16 protein-coding genes are annotated in these 20,726 nt (G+C 63.8%); 2 read left to right on the top strand and 14 right to left on the bottom strand.

All coding sequences use genetic code 11. From position 1 onward, the window contains the following. Positions 1-39: 39 nt before the first annotated feature. The 14 genes from PSAKL28_RS14610 to speB form a co-directional block, all read right to left on the bottom strand. Positions 40-852, bottom strand: a complete 813-nt coding sequence (locus PSAKL28_RS14610) for a class I SAM-dependent methyltransferase (RefSeq protein WP_038611695.1) — start codon at positions 850-852, stop codon at positions 40-42. Between the two features lie 215 nt (positions 853-1,067). Further along, positions 1,068-2,042, bottom strand: coding sequence for a lipoyl synthase (gene lipA / locus PSAKL28_RS14615; protein WP_096335674.1), 975 nt, complete (start codon positions 2,040-2,042; stop codon positions 1,068-1,070). A 24-nt stretch (positions 2,043-2,066) separates the two neighbouring features. Next, positions 2,067-3,191 (bottom strand): glycine cleavage system aminomethyltransferase GcvT, encoded by a 1,125-nt coding sequence (gene gcvT / locus PSAKL28_RS27375; protein WP_038611700.1) that lies wholly within the window; start codon positions 3,189-3,191, stop codon positions 2,067-2,069. A gap of 9 nt (positions 3,192-3,200) precedes the next feature. Further along, positions 3,201-4,577: an L-serine ammonia-lyase gene (locus PSAKL28_RS27380; protein WP_038611703.1), complete on the bottom strand. Its 1,377-nt coding sequence runs from the start codon at positions 4,575-4,577 to the stop codon at positions 3,201-3,203. Positions 4,578-4,604: 27 nt separating this feature from the next. Further along, positions 4,605-5,858 carry a serine hydroxymethyltransferase gene (gene glyA / locus PSAKL28_RS14630; protein WP_038611706.1) on the bottom strand — a complete coding sequence of 418 codons (1,254 nt, stop codon included), beginning with the start codon at positions 5,856-5,858 and terminating at the stop codon, positions 4,605-4,607. 145 nt (positions 5,859-6,003) lie between these two features. After that, complete coding sequence (gene gcvP / locus PSAKL28_RS14635) at positions 6,004-8,874, bottom strand: aminomethyl-transferring glycine dehydrogenase (RefSeq protein ID WP_038611708.1); 2,871 nt, start codon at positions 8,872-8,874, stop codon at positions 6,004-6,006. A gap of 14 nt (positions 8,875-8,888) precedes the next feature. Further along, positions 8,889-9,266: a glycine cleavage system protein GcvH gene (gene gcvH, locus PSAKL28_RS14640; protein WP_038611711.1), complete on the bottom strand. Its 378-nt coding sequence runs from the start codon at positions 9,264-9,266 to the stop codon at positions 8,889-8,891. A gap of 257 nt (positions 9,267-9,523) precedes the next feature. Continuing rightward, entirely contained in the window at positions 9,524-11,056 is a 1,533-nt protein-coding gene (gcsR, locus tag PSAKL28_RS14645; RefSeq protein WP_038611714.1) for a transcriptional regulator GcsR, read from the bottom strand. A gap of 80 nt (positions 11,057-11,136) precedes the next feature. Beyond that, positions 11,137-12,555 carry a D-serine/D-alanine/glycine transporter gene (gene cycA / locus PSAKL28_RS14650; RefSeq protein WP_038611717.1) on the bottom strand — a complete coding sequence of 473 codons (1,419 nt, stop codon included), beginning with the start codon at positions 12,553-12,555 and terminating at the stop codon, positions 11,137-11,139. Between the two features lie 384 nt (positions 12,556-12,939). Then, positions 12,940-14,625, bottom strand: a complete 1,686-nt coding sequence (gene betA / locus PSAKL28_RS14655) for a choline dehydrogenase (RefSeq protein ID WP_038611720.1) — start codon at positions 14,623-14,625, stop codon at positions 12,940-12,942. Between the two features lie 4 nt (positions 14,626-14,629). Next, positions 14,630-16,099: a cytosine permease gene (locus PSAKL28_RS14660; protein ID WP_038611722.1), complete on the bottom strand. Its 1,470-nt coding sequence runs from the start codon at positions 16,097-16,099 to the stop codon at positions 14,630-14,632. Further along, complete coding sequence (locus PSAKL28_RS14665) at positions 16,096-16,275, bottom strand: hypothetical protein (protein ID WP_038611724.1); 180 nt, start codon at positions 16,273-16,275, stop codon at positions 16,096-16,098. Before PSAKL28_RS14665 ends, PSAKL28_RS14660 begins: the two co-directional genes overlap by 4 nt. Before the next feature lie 95 nt (positions 16,276-16,370). Beyond that, complete coding sequence (locus PSAKL28_RS14670; protein ID WP_038611727.1) at positions 16,371-17,879, bottom strand: aldehyde dehydrogenase family protein; 1,509 nt, start codon at positions 17,877-17,879, stop codon at positions 16,371-16,373. Positions 17,880-17,893: 14 nt separating this feature from the next. Further along, positions 17,894-18,865, bottom strand: coding sequence for an agmatinase (gene speB, locus PSAKL28_RS14675; protein WP_038611730.1), 972 nt, complete (start codon positions 18,863-18,865; stop codon positions 17,894-17,896). 303 nt (positions 18,866-19,168) lie between these two features. Between speB and PSAKL28_RS14680 the strand changes: the two genes are divergently transcribed. Together PSAKL28_RS14680 and PSAKL28_RS14685 are read left to right on the top strand one after the other, a co-directional pair. After that, positions 19,169-20,083, top strand: coding sequence for a LysR family transcriptional regulator (locus PSAKL28_RS14680; protein WP_038616682.1), 915 nt, complete (start codon positions 19,169-19,171; stop codon positions 20,081-20,083). 132 nt (positions 20,084-20,215) lie between these two features. After that, positions 20,216-20,608 carry a GFA family protein gene (locus PSAKL28_RS14685; RefSeq protein WP_038611733.1) on the top strand — a complete coding sequence of 131 codons (393 nt, stop codon included), beginning with the start codon at positions 20,216-20,218 and terminating at the stop codon, positions 20,606-20,608. The last annotated feature ends 118 nt before the right edge of the window (positions 20,609-20,726 follow it).

Below are 20,726 nucleotides of genomic sequence, written 5' to 3' on the forward strand. Positions count from 1 at the left end.
GGGCAAGCCCGCTCCCACAGGGGGAACAGTGGCCTGGATTCAGCGGCGGCTGATGACCACCTCCAGGTATTCGCTGGGCACCACCAGCGACGAGGCGCCGGCCACGTTGTTGTCGTTCAGCAGTTGAGTAAGATCGCGCTCCAATGCGTAGGCGGCGTCACTCTGCAATGAGGCAAAGGCTTTGTGCACCGGGCCATACCAGGTCCTGAACACGTCGATGAAATGCGCCGCCGAGCGGTAGCGAAAATTGAACTGCTGACGGCTGACATTGATAACCCCGACGTTGCCGCCGAACAGCTGCTGCAACTGTTCTTCGTCACCCCAGCGCGAAGGCGGCAGCGCCCCGGCGGGTGGCGGGACATGGCGGCCGAGTGTCTTGAACATCTGCCCGATGAAACCCTGTGGCGTCCAGTTCGCCAGGCCGATCCGCCCGCCTGAGCGGCAGACCCGTGCAAGCTCCCTCGCCGCTTGAGCCTGATCCGGGGCAAACATCACGCCGAAGGTCGATATCACCGCATCAAAGGCGCCGTCGGCAAACGGCAGCGCCTCGGCATCGGCGGTTTGAAACACTACGTTCAGATGCTCGGCCCGTGCGCGTTCTTCACCGCGTTTCAACAGCTCGGGCACGTAGTCCGTGGAGGTCACCTGACAGCCGCGCCGTGCCGCGGCCAGGGTAGCATTGCCGTTGCCGGCAGCCACATCCAGGACCTTTTCGTCCCAGCGCAAGTCGCAGGCTTCGGCCAGGCGTTCGCCGACCAGTTGCAGGGTCGTGCCGATCACCGCGTAATCGCCGCTGGCCCACGCCGTCTGCTGGCGTGCCTTCAAGGCATTCAAATCCAGAGGTGTGCTCATTGTCTGCACCTGATTTATCCGCGCGGCCGTCAGCCTCTACGGCGGTCAACGCGCCTTGGTCTTTTGGGTTGTTCACGTTGCGGCGGCGGGCCGAGGATGCGCGCCCGCGCCTGCGTCCAGCTAAAACCCAACCCGGTCAACCGGCAAGGGCCCGCGTATGCGGAGCAAGATCAGTTGGATACATGCATATAGCCCTTGCGAATAAACCACCGCCCCTACGGGACCGACAGCTGAGCCTGTTGATCGGCATGGTAGGAGGACCGCACCAGCGGCCCGGACGCCACATTCCTGAAGCCCATCGCCAAGGCCTGTTCGGCAAACCAGGCAAAGGTATCGGGGTGGACGAAACGCTGCACCGGCAGGTGGCTGCGCGAAGGTTGCAGATACTGCCCCAAGGTCAGCATGTCGACCTGGTGCTCGCGCAGGCGTTGCATCACCTCGATCACTTCGTCATCGGTTTCGCCCAGCCCCAGCATCAGCCCGGACTTGGTCGGCACCGCAGGTACGCGCTGCTTGAAGTTTTCCAACAAATCCAGCGACCACTCGAAATCCGAGCCCGGCCGTGCCGCCTTGTACAGGCGCGGCACGGTTTCCAGGTTGTGGTTGAAGACATCCGGCGGCTCCTGCGCGGTGATCGCCAGGGCCACGTCCATGCGCCCCCGGTAGTCGGGCACCAGGGTTTCCAGACGGATACCCGGCGACAGTTTTCGGATCTCGCGCAGGCAGTCGACAAAATGCTGGGCGCCACCGTCGCGCAGGTCGTCGCGGTCGACCGAGGTGATGACCACGTACTTCAGGCGCAGGTCGGCGATGGCAATGGCCAGGTTCTTCGGCTCATCGACGTCCAGCGGCTTGGGCCGGCCGTGACCGACATCGCAAAACGGGCAACGGCGGGTACAGATGTCGCCCATGATCATGAACGTCGCCGTACCGCCGGAGAAGCACTCGCCCAGGTTCGGACACGATGCTTCCTCGCAGACACTGTGCAGTTTGTGCTTGCGCAGCAGCGCCTTGACCCGCGCCACCTCCGGTGACGTTGCGATCTCTACGCGGATCCACTCGGGCTTGCGCGGCACTTCTTCGGTGGGCAGGATCTTCACCGGGATACGCGCCACCTTCTCGGCGCCGCGCAGTTTCACCCCGGCCTGCAGCGGCTGTGGGCGAGTGGCGACAGCTTGGGTTTCGTTCATGCTCATGCTCCGACAATCTGGCCATCAGCCACGGTAGTAACGTTGCGCCACGAACGGCGTACGGGTGACAACCATCGGCACCCGCTTGCCGCGCACCAGGGCAAAGACTTCGGTGTCCGCCGCCGCATAGCCGCTCTGCACATAACCCATCGCCAGCGGTCCAGCCAGGCTCGGGCCGAATCCGCCGCTGGTAACACGGCCTATCACTTGCTCGTCAGCATCGACGATCAGCGCCCCTTCACGCACCGGCACCCGCTCTTTGGGCAGCAGGCCGACGCGCTTGCTGGCCACACCTTCACGCTGCTGGGCAAAAATCCGTTCGGCACCGGGGAAGCCACCGGCGCGTACACCATCGGCACGCCGGGCCTTGGAAATCGCCCAGGTCAGGCTGGCCTCGATCGGCGTGGTGCGCAGTTCCATGTCATGGCCGTACAGGCACAGCCCGGCCTCCAGGCGCAGCGAATCACGGGCACCGAGGCCGATGGCCTCGACCTCGGGCTCGGCCAGCAGCGAACGGGCAAGCATTGGCGCAGCCTCTGCCGGCACGGAGATTTCGTACCCATCCTCACCGGTGTAACCGGAGCGGCTGACGTAGCAGTCGACACCGAGCAACCTCAGCTTGGCGAACTGCATGAAAGTCATGCGGCCGACCTCAGGCGCCAGACGCGCCAGCACCCTGGCCGCCGCCGGGCCTTGCAGCGCCAGCAAGGCGCGGCTGTCGAACAGTGACTCGACGTCGCACTGCCCTTCCAGATGCTGCTTGAGGTGGGTCAGGTCCTGGTCCTTGCAGCCGGCGTTGACCACCAGGAACAGCTCGTCGTTGCCCAGGTTGGCGACCATCAGGTCATCGAGGATGCCGCCCTCGTCGTTGGTGAACAACGCATAGCGCTGCATGCCCGGCGGCAGGTCGATAATGTCGACCGGCACCAGTGCTTCCAGCGCCTTGGCAGCACCAGCGCCACGCAGGCGGATCTGGCCCATGTGCGAAACATCGAACAGGCCGGCCTGTTCACGGGTGTGCAGGTGCTCCTTGAGCACGCCCAGCGGGTACTGCACCGGCATGGCGAAGCCGGCGAACGGCACCATGCGTGCACCGAGTTCCAGGTGCAGACCATGCAACGGCGTTTGTTGTAGTTGTTCTGTGGACATGGGTGACTCCTAGCATTCGATGATATTGACCGCCAGCCCGCCGCGGGCAGTCTCTTTGTATTTGCTTTTCATGTCGGCGCCGGTCTGGCGCATGGTGCGGATCACCTTGTCGAGGGAGACGAAGTGCTGGCCATCGCCGCGCAGGGCCATGCGCGCGGCATTGATGGCCTTGACCGACCCCATGGCGTTGCGCTCGATGCACGGCACCTGGACCAACCCGCCAATCGGGTCGCAGGTCAGCCCGAGATTGTGCTCCATACCGATTTCGGCGGCGTTTTCCACTTGCTGCACAGTGCCGCCAAGCACTTCGCACAAGGCCCCGGCCGCCATCGAGCAGGCCACCCCGACCTCGCCCTGGCAGCCGACTTCGGCCCCGGAGATCGAAGCGTTTTCCTTGTACAGAATGCCGATCGCAGCGGCCGTGAGCAGAAAGCGCACCACCCCGTCCTCGTTGGCCCCCGGCACGAAACGCGTGTAGTAATGCAGCACCGCCGGAATGATGCCGGCCGCGCCATTGGTCGGTGCGGTGACCACCCGCCCGCCGCTGGCGTTTTCCTCGTTGACCGCCAGGGCGTAAAGGTTGACCCAGTCGAGCACCGAGAGGCTGTCGCGCAAGCCGGCTTCAGGGCTGGCGCCCAGCTGCCGGTGCAACGCCGCGGCACGGCGCTTGACCTTGAGCCCGCCGGGCATGATGCCCTCGGTGCGGCAGCCGGCCTTGACGCAGTCCTGCATCACCTGCCAGATGTGCAGCAAGCCCTGGCGCGTCTGCTCCGGGCTGCGCCAGGCGGTCTCGTTCTCGGCCATCAACTGGCTGATCGAGAGGCCGTGCTGGGCGCATTGCGCCAACAGCTCGCGTCCGCTCAGAAACGGGAAGCGCAACGGCGTGCGGTCTTCGACGATGCGATCGACGCCAACCGCCGCCTCGTCCACCACAAAACCGCCGCCCACCGAGTAATACTCGCGACTGCACAGCTGCAGCCCGGCCGCGTCGAAGGCGCGCAAGATCATGCCGTTGGGGTGATAGGGCAAGGGCTTGCGAATCATCGCCAGGTGTTCTTTCTCGACGAAGCGGATGCGCTTCTCACCGAGCAACGACAACGTCCCGCTCTGGCGAATCATCCCCAGACGATCGGCCACCAGCGACGTCTCGACGGTATCCGGGTGCTCACCCTCAAGCCCCAGCAGCACCGCCTTGTCGCTGCCGTGGCCTTTGCCGGTGGCCCCGAGCGAGCCGTACAGTTCGGCGCGCACGCCCTCCACCTGGGCCAGCAGCCCCTGCTCCCTGAGCCCTTCGACAAAGCGCGCCGCGGCGCGCATCGGCCCGACCGTGTGGGAGCTGGACGGGCCGATGCCCACCTTGAACAGATCAAAAACACTCAGCGACATACAGGCCTCCGCCATCACACCCAGGGATCAGGCCCGATAAACCGGGAACAGTTTGCACAGCTCGGCCACCTGCCGGGCCACCTGGGCCTCGACGTCGGCATCGCCGAGGTGGTCGAGGATGTCGCAGATCCAGGTCGCCAGGGCGCGGCACTCCGGCACCTGGAAACCCCGGGTGGTCACCGCCGGGGTACCGATGCGCAGGCCCGAGGTCACGAACGGCGATTGCGGGTCGTTGGGCACGGCGTTCTTGTTCACGGTGATGTGCGCGCGGCCCAAGGCGGCATCGGCGTCCTTGCCGGTGATGCCCTGGCGGATCAGGCTGACCAGGAACAGGTGGTTGTCGGTGCCACCGGAGACCACGTCGTAACCGCGCTGGCGGAAGATTTCCGCCATGGCCTGGGCGTTTTTGATGACCTGGAACTGGTAATCCTTGAAGCCCGGTTCCAGCGCTTCCTTGAAGCACACGGCCTTGGCGGCGATCACATGCATCAGCGGCCCGCCCTGCCCGCCCGGGAACACTGCCGAGTTGAGTTTCTTCTCCAGCTCCGGATCGGCCTTGGCCAGGATCAACCCACCGCGCGGGCCGCGCAGGGTCTTGTGGGTAGTGGTGGTGACCACATCGGCGTAGGGCAGCGGATTGGGGTACAGGCCCGCCGCAACCAGGCCGGCGACGTGGGCCATGTCGACGAACAGATAAGCCCCGACCTTGTCGGCGATCTCACGGAAGCGCGGGAAGTCCAGGGTTTTCGAGTAGGCCGAGAACCCGGCGACGATCATCTTCGGCTGGTGTTCCACGGCTAGGCGCTCGACCTCGTCGTAGTCGATCAGGCCATTGGCGTCGATGCCGTACTGCACGGCGTTGTACAGCTTGCCCGAGGAGCTGACCTTGGCACCGTGAGTGAGGTGGCCGCCATGGGCCAGGCTCATGCCGAGGAGAGTGTCGCCAGCCTGCAGCAAGGCCAGGTAGACCGCCGCGTTGGCCTGGGAGCCGGAGTGCGGCTGGACGTTGGCATAGCCTGCACCGAACAACTGCTTGGCACGGTCAATGGCCAGTTGCTCGACCACATCGACGTGCTCGCAACCGCCATAGTAACGCTTGCCCGGGTAGCCTTCGGCGTACTTGTTGGTCAGCTCGGTGCCCTGGGCCTGCATCACCTGCGGGCTGGTGTAGTTTTCCGAGGCGATCAGCTCGATATGGTCTTCCTGGCGTTGTGCCTCGCGGTGGATGGCGGCGGACAGCGCAGGGTCGAAATCGGAGAGGGTCAGGCTTTTATGGAACATGGTGGTTTTCCTTGTTATTAGCGCTCAAGCAAATGGAAACAGCTACCTGTGGGAGCAATAGTTCTGGTGGGAGCGGGCTTGCCCCGCGATTGCGGTTTGTCAGTCACATCGCATCGCGGGGCAAGCCCGCTCCCACCCACCGCAATCAAGCGTCTTGATAGATCGACATCGGCGGGCAGGCACACGCCAGGTTGCGGTCGCCGTAGACGTTGTCCACGCGCCCCACCGGCGGCCAGTACTTGCTCTCGCGCAGATCGGCCAGCGGATACACCGCCAACTCCCGGCCATAGCGGTGCGGCCATTCACCGACCAGCTCGCTGGCGGTATGCGGTGCGTTCTTCAGCGGGTTGTCGAGCTTGTCCAGGCTGCCGTTTTCCACCGCGCGGATTTCTTCGCGGATGCAGATCATCGCGTCGCAGAAGCGGTCCAGCTCCTGCTTCGACTCGCTCTCGGTCGGCTCGACCATCAAGGTGCCAGCCACCGGGAAGGACATGGTCGGGGCATGGAAGCCGAAGTCGATCAGGCGCTTGGCCACGTCTTCGACACTGATGCCGCTGCTGTCCTTGAGCGGGCGCAGATCAAGAATGCATTCATGCGCGACCAGGCCGTTCTCGCCGGTGTAGAGCACCGGGTAGTGCTCTTCCAGGCGCCGGGCGATGTAGTTGGCACTCAGGATCGCCAGCTGCGACGCACGCTTGAGCCCTTCGCCGCCCATCATGCGGATGTACATCCAGGTGATCGGCAGGATGCTGGCGCTGCCATACGGCGCTGCACTGACCGCGCCGTGCTTGTTGTCCATGTGCGCGTGACCCGGCAGGAACGGCGCCAGGTGCGCCTTGACGCCGATCGGGCCGACACCCGGGCCGCCACCGCCGTGAGGGATGCAGAACGTCTTGTGCAGGTTCAGGTGCGAGACGTCGCCACCGAACTTGCCCGGGGCGCAGAGGCCGACCATGGCATTCATGTTGGCGCCGTCCAGGTACACCTGGCCGCCGTGCGCATGAATGATGTCGCAGATGCGGGTGATACCGTCTTCGAACACGCCATGGGTCGAGGGATAGGTGATCATCAACGCCGCCAGGCTGTCCCGGTGCTGCTCGGCCTTGCTTTGCAGGTCCGCGACATCGACGTTGCCGCGCTCATCGCAGTTGACCACCACCACCCGCATGCCGGCCATCTGCGCCGTGGCCGGGTTGGTGCCATGGGCCGACGACGGAATCAGGCAGACATCGCGCCCCGCCTCGCCACGGCTGGCGTGATAGGCGCGGATCGCCAGCAGGCCGGCGTACTCGCCCTGGGAACCGGCATTGGGCTGTAGGGACATGGCGTCATAACCGGTGGCGGCACAGAGCATGGCCTCCAGCTCGTCGGTCAGTTGCCGGTAACCCAACGACTGCCCGGCCGGTGCGAACGGATGCAAGGCACCGAACTCGGGCCAGGTGATCGGGATCATTTCACTGGCGGCATTGAGCTTCATGGTGCATGACCCCAAGGCGATCATGCTGCGGTCCAGGGCCAGGTCCTTGTCGGCCAGACGCCGCAGGTAGCGCATCAGCTCGGTTTCCGAATGGTAGCGGTTGAACACCTGGTGCTGCAGGAACGGCGTTTCGCGCAGCAGTGGCAACGGCAGGCAATCACCCGTGTCGACGGCCAGCGCGGCGAAGTCTGGAAGCGCCTGCCCGGACGCGGCGAAGACTTGCCACAAGGCCTCGACGGCGGCCTGCTCGCAGGTTTCATCCAGCGACAAGCCGATCCGCTGCTCGTCGATCAGCCGCAGGTTCAGCTGTGCGCCATTGGCAGCAGCGAGCACCTCGGCCACAGGGCGTGCAGTCACCACGCTGACGGTGTCGAAGAAATGTTGCTGCTCGACCTGATGCCCGAGCTGCTGCAGCCCGCGTACCAGAATCGCAGTCAACCGATGCACGCGCCGGGCGATCTGCGCCAGGCCCTGCGGACCGTGGTAAACCGCATACATGCTGGCGATGTTGGCCAGCAGGACCTGCGCGGTGCAGATGTTGCTGGTGGCTTTCTCACGGCGAATGTGCTGCTCGCGGGTCTGCATGGCCAGGCGCAGGGCCGGCTTGCCGAAGCGGTCGATGGACACGCCGACCAGACGCCCGGGCATGTCGCGCTTGAAGCTGTCGCGGGTGGCGAAGAACGCCGCGTGCGGGCCGCCAAAACCCAGCGGCACGCCAAAACGCTGGGCACTGCCCAAGACCACGTCGGCACCGAATTCACCCGGCGGGGTCAGCAAGGTCAGGGCCAGCAGGTCGGCGGCCACCGCCACCAGCGCCCCGGCGGCATGGGCGTGCTGCACCAAAGCCCGATGGTCGACGATAGCACCAGTGCTGGCCGGGTATTGCAGCAACAGGCCGAAATAGCCCTCCAGGCTCTGGTTCAGCAGTGCCAACTCATCGCCGATGACCACTTCAATACCCAGCGGCTCGGCACGGGTGCGCAGCACGTCGAGGGTTTGCGGATGACAATGGTGGGAGACGAAAAACGCCGGGGCCTTGCTCTTCGCCAGACGCTTGCAGAAGGTCATGGCTTCGGCGGCGGCGGTGGCTTCATCGAGCAACGAGGCGTTGGCGATCTCCATACCGGTCAGGTCGCTGATCAAGGTCTGAAAGTTCAGCAGCGCTTCCAGACGGCCCTGGGAAATCTCCGGCTGGTACGGTGTGTAGGCGGTGTACCAGGCCGGGTTCTCCAGCAGGTTGCGCAGGATCGGCGTCGGTGTGTGGCACGGGTAATAGCCCTGGCCGATGTGATTGCGAAACAACTGGTTCTTCGCCGCGATGGCCTTGAGCGAGGCCAGCGCCTCGGCTTCGCCCTGCCCTTTGCTCAGCTCAAGCACGCTGGTGCCCTTGATGCTGTCCGGGATGACGCTGTCGATCAGGCCGTCGAGGCTGTCATGGCCGATCAGCGCCAGCATCGCGTCGATGTCGTCCTCGCGCGGGCCGATGTGACGGGCGATGAATTCGTTGTCGGTGGTCAGCGGGATGGATGCATTGCTCATGTCGGCCCCCTGGCTCAGGCGTTGTCGGCCAGGAAACGGTCATAGCCGTCCTGGTCCATCAGGGTGTCGAGGTCGGCAGGGTTGGCCACCTGGATGCGGAAGAACCAGCCGTCTTGCATCGGCGAGGCGTTGACCAGTTCGGGGTCGTCAGCCAGGGCTTGGTTGACCGCCACTACGGTACCGTTCAGGGGCATGCTGATGTTGCTGGCGGCCTTCACCGATTCCAGCACCGCGACTTCATTGCCCTCGCCGTATTCGCCCGGCTCCGGCAACTGCACGAACACCACGTCACCGAGGGCTTCCTGGGCGTAGGTGGTGATGCCGACGGTCAGTTCGCCAGTCGCTTCCAGGCGCAGCCATTCGTGTTCGGGAGTAAAACGCAGCGTGGTCATGGATCTTCCTCTCTTGTTATCAGGTGGGTCCTGGTGCAGGACTGATTGATACAAGAGCAAGGGCAATGCCAACTTGTTAAAACCTTTATATTTCAACAGGTTGCGTAACATAATCGCTCGACATCAAGACGCTGCGCTGGAGCGAAATCGCTCCGTTGCCCGGGCCCGGCAGCCAGCCCTGACAGGACGGGCCAATGAAGCCGCGGCTCACGCCCGACTGGAGCACAATCACTCCAGTGGAGCGTATTCGAACCAGGTTACGAGACCCGGCTGGCGATGCCGTACTTACGCAAGCGCTGGCCGATGGCGGTGTGGGAAGTCTGCAGGCGCACCGCCAGTTGCCGGGTCGAGGGATAGGCCGCGTACATCGTCTCCAGCAGCGACTTTTCGAAGCCCTGCACCGCCGCTTCCAGGCTGGTGATTTGCGGGGTATCGGGCTGCTGGCTGTTCAGGGCAGTACCGGCCAGTTCCAGGTCGTCACAGTCGATCACCTCCCCTTCGCTGATGGCCGCGGCACGGAAGATCACGTTCTGCAGCTGGCGCACATTACCCGCCCAGCGATTGCCCAGCAGCAGCGGATGGGTGGCCAGCGCCAGCCGGCACGGTGAGCGCTGTATCTGCGCGCAGGCCTGACGCAGGAAGTGCTCGGCCAGCAGCAGGATGTCCCTGCCGCGTTCGCGCAACGGCGGCACCAGCAGATTGAGTACGTTGAGGCGGTAGTAGAGGTCTTCGCGAAAACTGCCTTCGACCACCATGTTTTCCAGGTTGCGGTGCGTCGCGCAGACCACCCGCACATTCACCCGCACTTCGCCGCCACCGCCGACCCGGCGAAAGCTGCCGTCACTGAGAAAACGCAGCAGCTTGGCCTGCAGGTAAGGCGACATCTCGCCCACTTCGTCGAGGAACACCGTGCCACCGTCGGCCAGTTCCAGCAGGCCCGGCTTGCCGCCGCGCTGGGCACCGGTAAAGGCGCCGGCGGCGTAGCCGAACAGCTCGCTCTCGGCCAGGCTCTCCGGCAGCGCCGCGCAGTTGAGCGCCAGGAAGGACGCATCGCGGCGCACGCTCAATGCATGGCAGGCACGCGCCACCAGCTCTTTGCCGGTGCCGGTTTCGCCCTGGATCAACAGCGGCGCCTCCAGGCTCGCCACCTTGTGCAGGCGTGCTTTGAGATCCTTGAGCGGCGCCGATTCGCCCAGCAGCGCCTGCAGCCCCTCGGCATGATCGTGCAGCAGCGAAGCCAGGCGCTCGCCGATACGGCTTGGCGGATACAGGGTCAGCAGGCCACCGACCAAGGCATCGGCACCGCCGCTGATCGGCGTGGCTTCCAGCAACAGCGCCTGGCCCTGCAGGCTCACCTCGCACATCGGCAGGCGAAAGCCTTTGTCGATCAGGGTCTGCGCCAGATCGGGTTCGGCGAACAGCCTGGACAACGGCTCACCGGCTGGCTCGCGACCAACGAGGCTGACCAGCGTCGGATTGGCCAGCAGCACATGGCCACCGGGGTCCACCGCCAGTACCGGATCGCTCATCGCCGCGAGCAAGGCTTCCAGTTGCAGGTGCCGGCGCTGGCCGGGAAGAAAGTCGACCAGCTCCACCGCCTGGACCCCGATCACCCGCAGCAAGGCGTGGTGAAGTTCGTCCAGCACCGCCTGTGACAACGCCGGTGCATCGATATAGACGTTGGGCGGGATCATTTCCACCGCGTCCAGGTTGAGGTTGCGCGCGCCCAGCAAGGCCAGGATCTCCTGGGTAATGCCTACGCGGTCGATAAAGGTGACGTGAATGCGCATGACGACTCCCTGTTTGTGCAAAGACGACAGGGGGACGGCCCCTTGTGCCGTCCCCCCGCGTGAAAGCGTGAATGTGCTTATCAGTCCGCGTCGTAGGACAACTGCACGCCCTCCGACTTTTTCTGACGCATCGAGCGGTAAGCCAGACCGAGGATGACGAACCAGACCGGCACGAACACCAGCGCTTTGCGGGTGTCTTCTTCCAGCGCCAGCAAGGCCAGCATGGCGACGAAGAACACCAGGCAGGCCCAGCTCATGAAGATGCCGCCCGGCATGCGGTATTTCGAGGTGCGATGCAGGTGCTCGCGCTGCTTGCGATACGCCAGGTACGACAGCAGGATCATCGACCAGACGCACATGAACAGGATCGCCGACACCGTGGTGATCAGGGTGAAGGCATCGAGCATGTTCGGCACCAGGTAGATCACCAGCGCCCCCGCCGACAGGCAGACACAGGAAAAGATCAGGCCATTGGAAGGCACGGCGCGGCTGGACAACGCCTTGAACTTGCCAGGTGCATCGCCATCCACCGCCAGGCCGTAGAGCATGCGGCTGGTGGAAAACACCCCACTGTTTGCCGAAGAAGCAGCAGAGGTGAGGACCACGAAGTTGATGATCCCGGCCGCCGCCGGCAGACCGGCCAGGACGAACAGTTCGACAAACGGGCTCTTGTTGGCAACCACATCACGCCAGGGCGTAACGGCCATGATCGCGATCAGCGCGAACACATAGAACACGATGATGCGCAGCGGAATCGAGTTGATCGCCCGTGGCAGGTTGCGTTCCGGGTTCTTGGTTTCTGCGGCGGTGGTACCCACCAGCTCGATCCCGGCAAAGGCAAAGATCGCAATCTGGAATCCGGCGAAGAAGCCCATGGCGCCATGGGGAAACATGCCGCCGTCATTCCACAGGTTGGCCAGAGACGCGACATCGCCGGCAGGCGACTGATAGGCCGCGACCACCATGTAAAGGCCGGTGCAGACCAGGGCACAAATGGCCACGATCTTGATCATGGCGAACCAGAACTCCAGTTCACCGAACATCTTCACGGTCAGCAAATTGAGTGAAAGCAACAGGCCTACACAACTGAGTGCCGGCAACCATTGCGGAATATCCGGGAACCAGAACTGTGAATAGGCGGAGATCGCAATGACATCGGCGATGCCGGTCACGATCCAGCAGAACCAGTAAGTCCAGCCGGTGAAGAACCCTGCCCAGGGTCCCAGCAGATCCGCGGAGAAATCAATGAATGACTTGTACTTGAGATTGGACAACAGCAACTCGCCCATTGCCCGCATGACGAAGAACAGCATGAAACCGATGATCATGTAGACAAAGATGATCGAAGGTCCCGCCAGGCTGATGGTCTTGCCGGAGCCCATGAACAGGCCGGTGCCGATGGCGCCACCGATGGCGATCAACTGGATATGGCGGTTGGAGAGATTACGTTGGAGTTCGTGCGCTTCGCTGTCAGGCGGACCCAGCGTCGAGTTTTTCATTAGGCTTTACCTTGCTAGTTTAATTGTTTTTATAACGTCACAAGTTCAAACACCTCAGCCAGTGCGGCGGAGTGCCTATGAAAGAGCAAGGTCTATGCCAAGCGAAAAAGCGTTGTTTTATCCGGGGTTGTGTTGATTGGCTGTAATGAAGTCACTCCATGAAAAGGCGTTAATCGGGCTGCTCACTGGCGCTTAAGCGTCGTAAACCCTGCGCTTGGTCCCACTGTAGCGGTTTCGCTCCAATGGAACGCATTCAGTCCGGCCTGGTTTGTGCCGCCCCGCCCGGTGGGAGCGGGCTTGCCCCGCGATGCTATGTGGCTGACACACCGCAATCGCGGGGCAAGCCCGCTCCCACCGTACAAGGCAGTTACTCCCACTGGGTCGTCAGGCACTTACCTTGCGCTTCGGTGCGCGGCTGCGCTGTTCTTCTTCCCAACCCTCGACCAGACCGACCGGTACTTGCGCCGGCGCCAGCGGCTCACGCCCGCGCACCAGATCGGCGGCACGTTCGGCGAGCATGATGGTCGGCGCGTTGAGGTTGCCGTTGGGCTCGCTGGGGAATACCGACGAGTCGATCACCCGCAACCCCTGCAGCCCCCGTACGCGCAGTGAAGAGTCGACCACCGCCATGTCATCCTCACCCATGCGGCAGGAACCGCAGGGGTGCATGGTGCTTTCCATGTTGGCGCGTACGAAGGCGTCGATCTGTTCATCGGTCTGCACCTGCGGCCCTGGTGCCAGTTCCTCGCCACGGAAGCGGTCCATGGCCGGTTGCGCGATGATTTCCCGGGTCAGGCGCACGCAGCGGCGGAAGCCCTCGCGGTCCTCTTCGCTCTCCAGGTAGTTGAAGCGGATTTCCGGGTGCTGGTAAGGGTCGGCCGACAGCGCCCGCACATGGCCACGGCTCTTGGGCTTGTTCGGCCCGGTCAGGACCATGAAACCATGGCCCTTGAACGGTTTGTCACCGTCGTAGCGCATCGCTGCCGGCAGGAAGTGGAACTGGATGTCCGGCCAGCGCAGGCCCTTCGACGAGCGGATGAATCCGCCCGCCTCGAAGTGGTTGCTGGCTCCCAGGCCATCCTTGAACAACAACCAGCGCAGGCCGATCAGCGCCTTGCCCAGCAGGTTCATCTTGCCGTTGAGCGTCACCGGCTCCTTGCAGGCGTACTGGATGTAGATTTCCGAATGGTCCTGAAGGTTTTCGCCGACCCCTGGCAGGTCGTGGCGCACCTCGATACCGGCCTTTTTCAGCACTTCCTGCGGGCCGATCCCCGAGCGCTGCAACAGATGCGGCGAGCCGATCGGGCCGGACGACACCAGCACCTCGCGGTTGCAATAGACCTTGTGGGTCAGGCCGCCTTCGTCGTACTCCACGCCCACCGCACGCTTGCCCTCGAGCAGGATGCGCCGGGTCATGGCATGGGTGACGACGGTCAGGTTGGGCCGGGTCATCGCCGGGCGCAGGTAGGCATTGGCGGTGGACCAGCGCACGCCGTCCTTGACCGTCATGTGCATGGCGCCGAAGCCTTCCTGCATGTAGCCGTTGCAGTCGTCGGTCTTGATGTAGCCCGCCTCGGCACCGGCCTCGACCCAGGCGCCGTACAACGGGTTCTGCATGTTGTTGCCGTTGTTGGTGGCCAGCGGGCCTGCGCCACCGCGATAGTCATCGCCACCGAACTTGTAGGTCTCGGCGCGCTTGAAATACGGCAGGCAATTTCGATAGCCCCAGTTCTTCGCGCCCAGGCTTTCCCATTCGTCGAAGTCACAGGCATGGCCGCGGATATACACCAGGCCGTTGATCGACGATGAACCGCCGAGCACCTTGCCCCGTGGGCAGTGCAGGCGCCGGCCGTCCAGGTGCGGCTCGGCGACTGTCTCGTAGCGCCAGTTGTACTTCTTGGTGTTCATCGGCAATGAGAACGCACTGGGCATCTGGATCAGCACGCTGCGGTCGCTGCCGCCGAACTCCAGGACCAGCACCGAAGTACCGGCGTCCTCGGTCAGGCGGTTGGCCAGAACGCAGCCGGCAGAGCCCGCACCGATGATGATGTAGTCGTATCGCTTGTTCATGGTTTTAGTCCTTTGCGCCGAAGCCTGCGGCCTCGATGTTGCGTTCATTGCCTTTGGAGTAGGCGCCCCAGCCCAGCCGCGCGGCCAGCAGACGGGTCAGCCCGTAGTGAACCAGCCCGGCCAGCAGGCAGGACGGCAGCGATGCGCTGGCGAAGGTGAAGAAGCTGGTGTTGGCCAGCGTCTGCGGGTTGAACACCACCACGTAGATCGCGAACCCCGCCACCAGCGCCAGCAGTGCGATGGGGTTGAAACCCTTGCAGAACCGCACCGGCGACGCACCTTGCGCGGCATAGACATGGCGCAGGTTGACGCGTTGGTGACGCAGGAAGAAGTAATCGGCGATGCCGATACCGGCCAGTGCACTGTTGAGCGCCGAGGTCCAGACCAGGAAGATGAAGAAGCCGTCGTAGATACCCGGGAAGCACAGCACGATGAGCACCGGAATCACGCAGAATAGCCCGATCAATACCCCCCAGCGCACGCTGCGCAAGCGCTCTCCGGCCAGCTGGCGCAGACCGATGACGGCGGTGTAGAGGATGTTGACCATGCCGGTCAGGTTGGCCAGCGCCAGGAAACCCAACGCCACCACGCCGAAGCCCACGCCACCGGCCAGACGCATCCAGGCGGTAGGGTCGCTGCTGCCCAGAGTGGAGGCAGCGAACAGGCTGACGGTTTCGCCCAGCGCGGCGGCGCCGAAGATGCCCACCAGGTTGGGCCAGAAGGCCGTGCGCTGGTTGCTGCACAAACGCGACAGGTTGCCGATGTACGGCCACCAGGAGAAGCCGGCGGCGATGTTGATTTCCACGGCGATCATGAAGTTGATGCGCTGATCGGTAAACGGCGGCTGCAACGGTGGCATGGCCAGCAGCTCGGCGAAACTGAAGCGTTGGGAAATGAAGTACATCAGCGCCAGCATGATCAGGATCAGGCTGGGCGCGATCACCGCGCTCAACCGCCGGATCATGTCCGGCCCGCGCATGGCCACCAGCGCCGCGAGGACGATGGCCAGCAAAGCGCCCGCCGTCACCAGCCAGCCGTCGCCGTCGGGCTGGCTGTGCTGCACCAGGGTTTCCAGGTTGTCCAGCGCCCGCCCGCACATCAGCCCCAGCACCGCCAGCCAGCCCATGGTCAGCACCACCACCGACAGCACATAGACCAGGCGGCTGCCGTTGATGCCGAACATGCTGCGCAGGTAAGTGAACTGCTCGACACCGTACTTGCCACACGGCAGGCAGGTGGACGACGCGGCGAGAATAACGCCGATGATGTTACCGATGACAATCGCGCTGATGCCTTGCAAAGGCCCGACGAACAGCGCGGTGGCGCCGCCGATCAGGAACACCCAGGTGGCCACCGCCAACGCCGAGTTGGCATAGGCGAAGCCCCAGAAGCCCCACACCCGTTCGCTGGGCAGCAACGGCGTATCGCCACGTTCGGCGCTCAGGCGAAATTCCTGCTCTCTGGACTGGCTCATGGATGGCCTCCGAGAAAGTAAGCCCCGGCAACCATCACCAGCGTCAGCAGGGTCAGCGCGATAAAATCGCCAGCGCTCAATGCGCCGGGCCAGTCCGCCCTGCTCTCCAGTTCTTCATAGGCGCGTATGCGCCTGTCCAGGTCTTGCGCACGCTCTACATCCACTTGGCTGTTCATGGGCATCACCTCGATAGGTTCTTGTTCTTGAAATACGATGCATGTGAAACCTGCGCCGCCCGCCAACCGTCAGCGACGCAGGTTTGCCCTGTACCTCAGGGCAAGGTGATCCAGACCGCCTTGGTCTCCAGCAAAAACTCCAGTTGTTCGGCACCCATGTCCTTGCCATAGCCCGATTGCTTGTAGCCACCGAACGGCATGGAGGGGTCCAGGGTGCTATGGGCGTTGACATAGACCGTGCCGGCCCGCAGCTGCGGAATCAGCCCGTGGACCCGGCCCAGGTCATTGGAGTAGATCGCCGCCGCCAGGCCGAACGCCGAATCGTTGGCCAGGGCCAGGGCCTGCTCCTGGGTGTCGAACGCAGCAGTCACCAGGACCGGGCCGAAAATCTCCTCGCGCACGATGCGCATGGCGTTGTTGCAGTCGGCGAAGATCGTCGGCTGCACGAAGAAACCCGGGCCCTCGACCAGCTCGCCACCGTAGTACAACTGCGCCCCTTCGGCCTTGCCCAGCTCGATGTACTCCAGCACCCGCTGCTGTTGCTGACGCGACACCATGGGGCTGATGAAGCAGTCCGGATCCAGGCCCGGAGCGATCTTCAGGGTGGCCGTGTACCTGGCCAGCGCGGCGAGGAACTCGGGATAGATGCTGCGCTCGACATAAGCACGGGTACCGGCATCGCAGACCTGCCCCGAGTTGAAGAACACACCGTTGGCAACTGCCTCGGCCGCCGCCTCGATATCGGCGTCGGCGAACACGATCACCGGCGACTTGCCGCCAAGTTCAAGGGTCAGGCGCTTCATCTGGTCCATCGCCGCCTTGCCCACCGAGCAACCCACCGGGGTGGAGCCGGTAAAGCTCAGCTTGTCGATGCCCGGGTGGCTGGACATCGCCGTGCCGACCACGCTGCCGCGTCCGCTGACGATGTTCAGCACGCCGTCGGGAATCCCCGCCTCCTGCACCAGCTCGGCAAAACGCAGGGCTGAAAGCGAAGTCAGTTCTGCCGGTTTGACCACCACGGTGCAACCGGTCGCCAGCGCCGCACCGAGCTTCCAGGCCATGGTCTGCAACGGGAAGTTCCACGGCACGATGGCGCCGACCACACCCACCGCCTCCTTGCGGGTGTAGGCCAGGTAATTGCCGGGCAGCGAGGGTTCGACAGTGCGGCCATGGATCTTGCTGGCCCAGCCGGCGAAGTAACGCAGGGTATCGACGGTGCCCTGGATATCCACGGCACGCGCCTGGACGACCGACTTGCCCATGTCGATGGACTCGATCTGCGCCAGTTCCTCGGCATTGGCGTCGATCAGGTCGGCCAGGCGATGAATCAGACGCTCGCGTTCCAGCGGCTTGAGCTGGCTCCAGGGGCCGCCGTCGAACTGCGCACGTGCGGCACGCACGGCACGGTCCAGGTCTTCAGCAGTGCCCATCGGGATGCGCGTCAGCACGCCCTCGGTGGACGGCTCGATGACCTCGGCGCTGGCACCGTCACTGGCCTCAAGCCACGCCCCACCGATAAACATGCGCTGGGGTTTGCAGAGAAAACGCTGGGTGGCCTCGGAAACACCGAAGGCCTGCAGGTAGGCTTTAACCTTGTTGTCCACGGGGATTCTCCGGATCAGCGAGCGTTGGCGCGCGCGTGGAAGATGAAGCCGATGCTGTTCATCAGCAGTTGCGCGGCGAGGATCGAGGTGACACCGGCCGGGTCGTAGGCCGGCGCCACTTCCACCAGGTCCATGCCGACGATCCGGCCCTGGCTGCGTCGGGCCAGGGCCTGGATGATTTCCAGCACTTCGTAGTAGTAGAAACCGCCATGGCTCGGTGTACCGGTGCCCGGGGCAATGGACGGGTCGAAACCGTCGATGTCGATGGTGATGTAGTAATCGCGGCCCTCGGGGATCTTCGCCATCACACCTTCAAGGCCCAGGCGGCGCACGTCGCGCACCGAGAGGATCTGTGAGCCGGCTTCGCGGGCGGCATCGTAGTCGTCGCGGTTGGAGGAGGACACGTTGCGGATGCCCATCTGGGTCATGCCGACGATATGGTCCAGCTCCGAAGCGCGGCGCAGCGGGCTGCCGTGACCGTAGCGCACGCCGTGGCGTTCATCGACGAAGTCCAGGTGCGCATCGAAATGCACGATATGGATCGGCCCGCGCCCTTCAAAGGCCTTGATCACCGGGGCGTGGATCGAGTGGTCACCGCCCAGCACCACCGGCATGGCGCCTGCCGCGAGGATCTGGCGCACGGCTGACTCGATATTGGCGTTGCTGCTTTCCATGTCGGTGTGAACGATATCGGCATCGCCGACATCGACCATGCGCAACTGGTCTTCGGTCAGGTAGGTGGCGTCATCTTCGAAGTCGTAGGCGCCGGCATGGCCGAAGGAGAACAGCGTCGATGCCTCGCGGATGCCGCGGGGTCCGAAACGCGCCCCTGAGCGCCATTGGGTGCCCATGTCGTTGGGCGCGCCAAGGATCGCCACGTCAGCATTGATGGCAGCCCAGTCGGTGCAAATGGGCGACTTGGCGAAGGTGCAATGGCCCACGAAGGGCAGGTTCAGACGGCCGGATTCATAACCGTGCTTTGCCATGTTCGAGTTTCTCCACGTTATTGTTCTGGTCAGGAGACGGGGCGACTGCTCGACCACCGTTGCAGCCACTATGGCGGCAGGCCGGTCAGGGAAAAATGCGCAAGTGCAGATGCATACATCGTCGGAGCCGAAGTATCCGTACGGATGTCAGTCGCCCGCAAAACAGCGCCACTGCGACCTGGCTGTATTTCGAAACGCCAGGCATTGCGGTTGAAACATGCACATGGTTAGCTTGGAAAAAAACAACAATGCCCGTGCGTTCATATCAGCCGCCACGATGTGACGCCCGTCCGGGAGGCCATGGTGATCCAGCTCCACGATGTCGACCTGAAACTGCTCAGGGTTTTCACCACCATTGTCAGATGCGGTGGTTTTTCCGCCGCGCAGGCCGCGCTGAACGCTGGCCAGTCGACGATCAGCGAGCAGATGACGCACCTGGAAACCCGCCTCGGGGTCAAGCTTTGCCAACGCGGGCGCAGCGGCTTTCGCCTGACCGAGCAAGGCGTGGCGATCCATGAGGCCACGCTGCGCCTGCTCAGCGCAGTGGAGAGCTTCTGCCTGGACGCCGACGTGCTCAAACAGCACATCAGCGGCAAGCTCAACCTGGGCATCATCGACTCCACCCTGACCGATCCCGACTCGCCGCTGCCGCGTACCACCCAGCGTTTTGTCTCACGCGGCCACGACGCTCATCTGCACATCTACATCGGCGCCCCCGCGGAGCTGGAGGAACGCGTACTGGACGGTCGCCTGCACCTGGCCATCGGTCACTTTCCCCTGCGGGTACCGGGGCTGTCCTACCTGCCGCTCTACAACGAAGCCCTGGGACTCTACTGTGGGCGCCGCCATCCGCTGTTTGCCAGCAAGGCCTCGAACGGTCGTCTGCTCGAGGACGTTCGCGCCTGCCGTATCGTTGTGCGCGGTTACATGAATGAGTACGACCTGGAGCAACTGGGTATGACCAAGGCCGCTGCCACCGTCGAGAACATCGAGGCGGCGGCGATTCTGATCATCTCCGGCGCCTACATCGGTTTCCTGCCGGTGCACTTCGCCGAGCAGTGGGTCAAGACCGGCGAGATGCGCCGCCTGGGTGCCAGCGCGCTGGACCTGACCTCGCCGTTCGATGTCGTCACCCGTCGCGGCGTATCACCGCCACCGATCCTGCACGCCTTCCTCGAAGACCTCGCTGCCTGCATGCACCCGCCCGGGCTCGCTTGACCCGGTGGGAGCGGGCTTCTGTGGGAGCGGGCTTGCCCCGCGATACGATGCGACTGACAAACCGCAATCGCGGGGCAAGCCCGCTCCCACATTGCTACTGTTGCAACAGTACTGTTTCAAAGGAGGTGCAGCATGGACCGGTTCACCGGCAGTTGCCTCTGCGGCAACGTACGAATCGTCGCCTCGGGACGCCCTTATCGGGTCGGCCTTTGTCACTGCCTGGACTGCCGAAAACATCATGGTGCGCTGTTCAACGCCTCGGCCATATTCCCTCAGGATGCGGTGACCATCGAAGGCGAGACGCAGCACTACGCCGGCCGTCATTTCTGTCCCCGTTGCGGCTCCTCGGTGTTCGCCCGCAGCGCCGACGAAATCGAAGTGCACCTGGGCTCTCTGGATGCCCCGGATCAACTGATACCCACCTACGAAAGCTGGATTATCCGCCGCGAATCCTGGTTGCCGGCGTTTGCACTGAGCAGACGCTACCAGCGTGATCGAGACGCCAGCGGGCGTTTTGAGGCGTAACCCCTCTCCTCGCCCGCTCATAGCCGCACTCTTGCCAGCTGATAGTAAAAATCTCTTGTACGAACCCCTGGCGGGAGGAAGATGGTGTGATCAGCGACCTGCACGAACAAGGCCCGGA

The sequence above is a fragment of the Pseudomonas alkylphenolica genome, assembly GCF_000746525.1.
GTDB classification, from domain to species: Bacteria; Pseudomonadota; Gammaproteobacteria; order Pseudomonadales; family Pseudomonadaceae; genus Aquipseudomonas; species Aquipseudomonas alkylphenolica.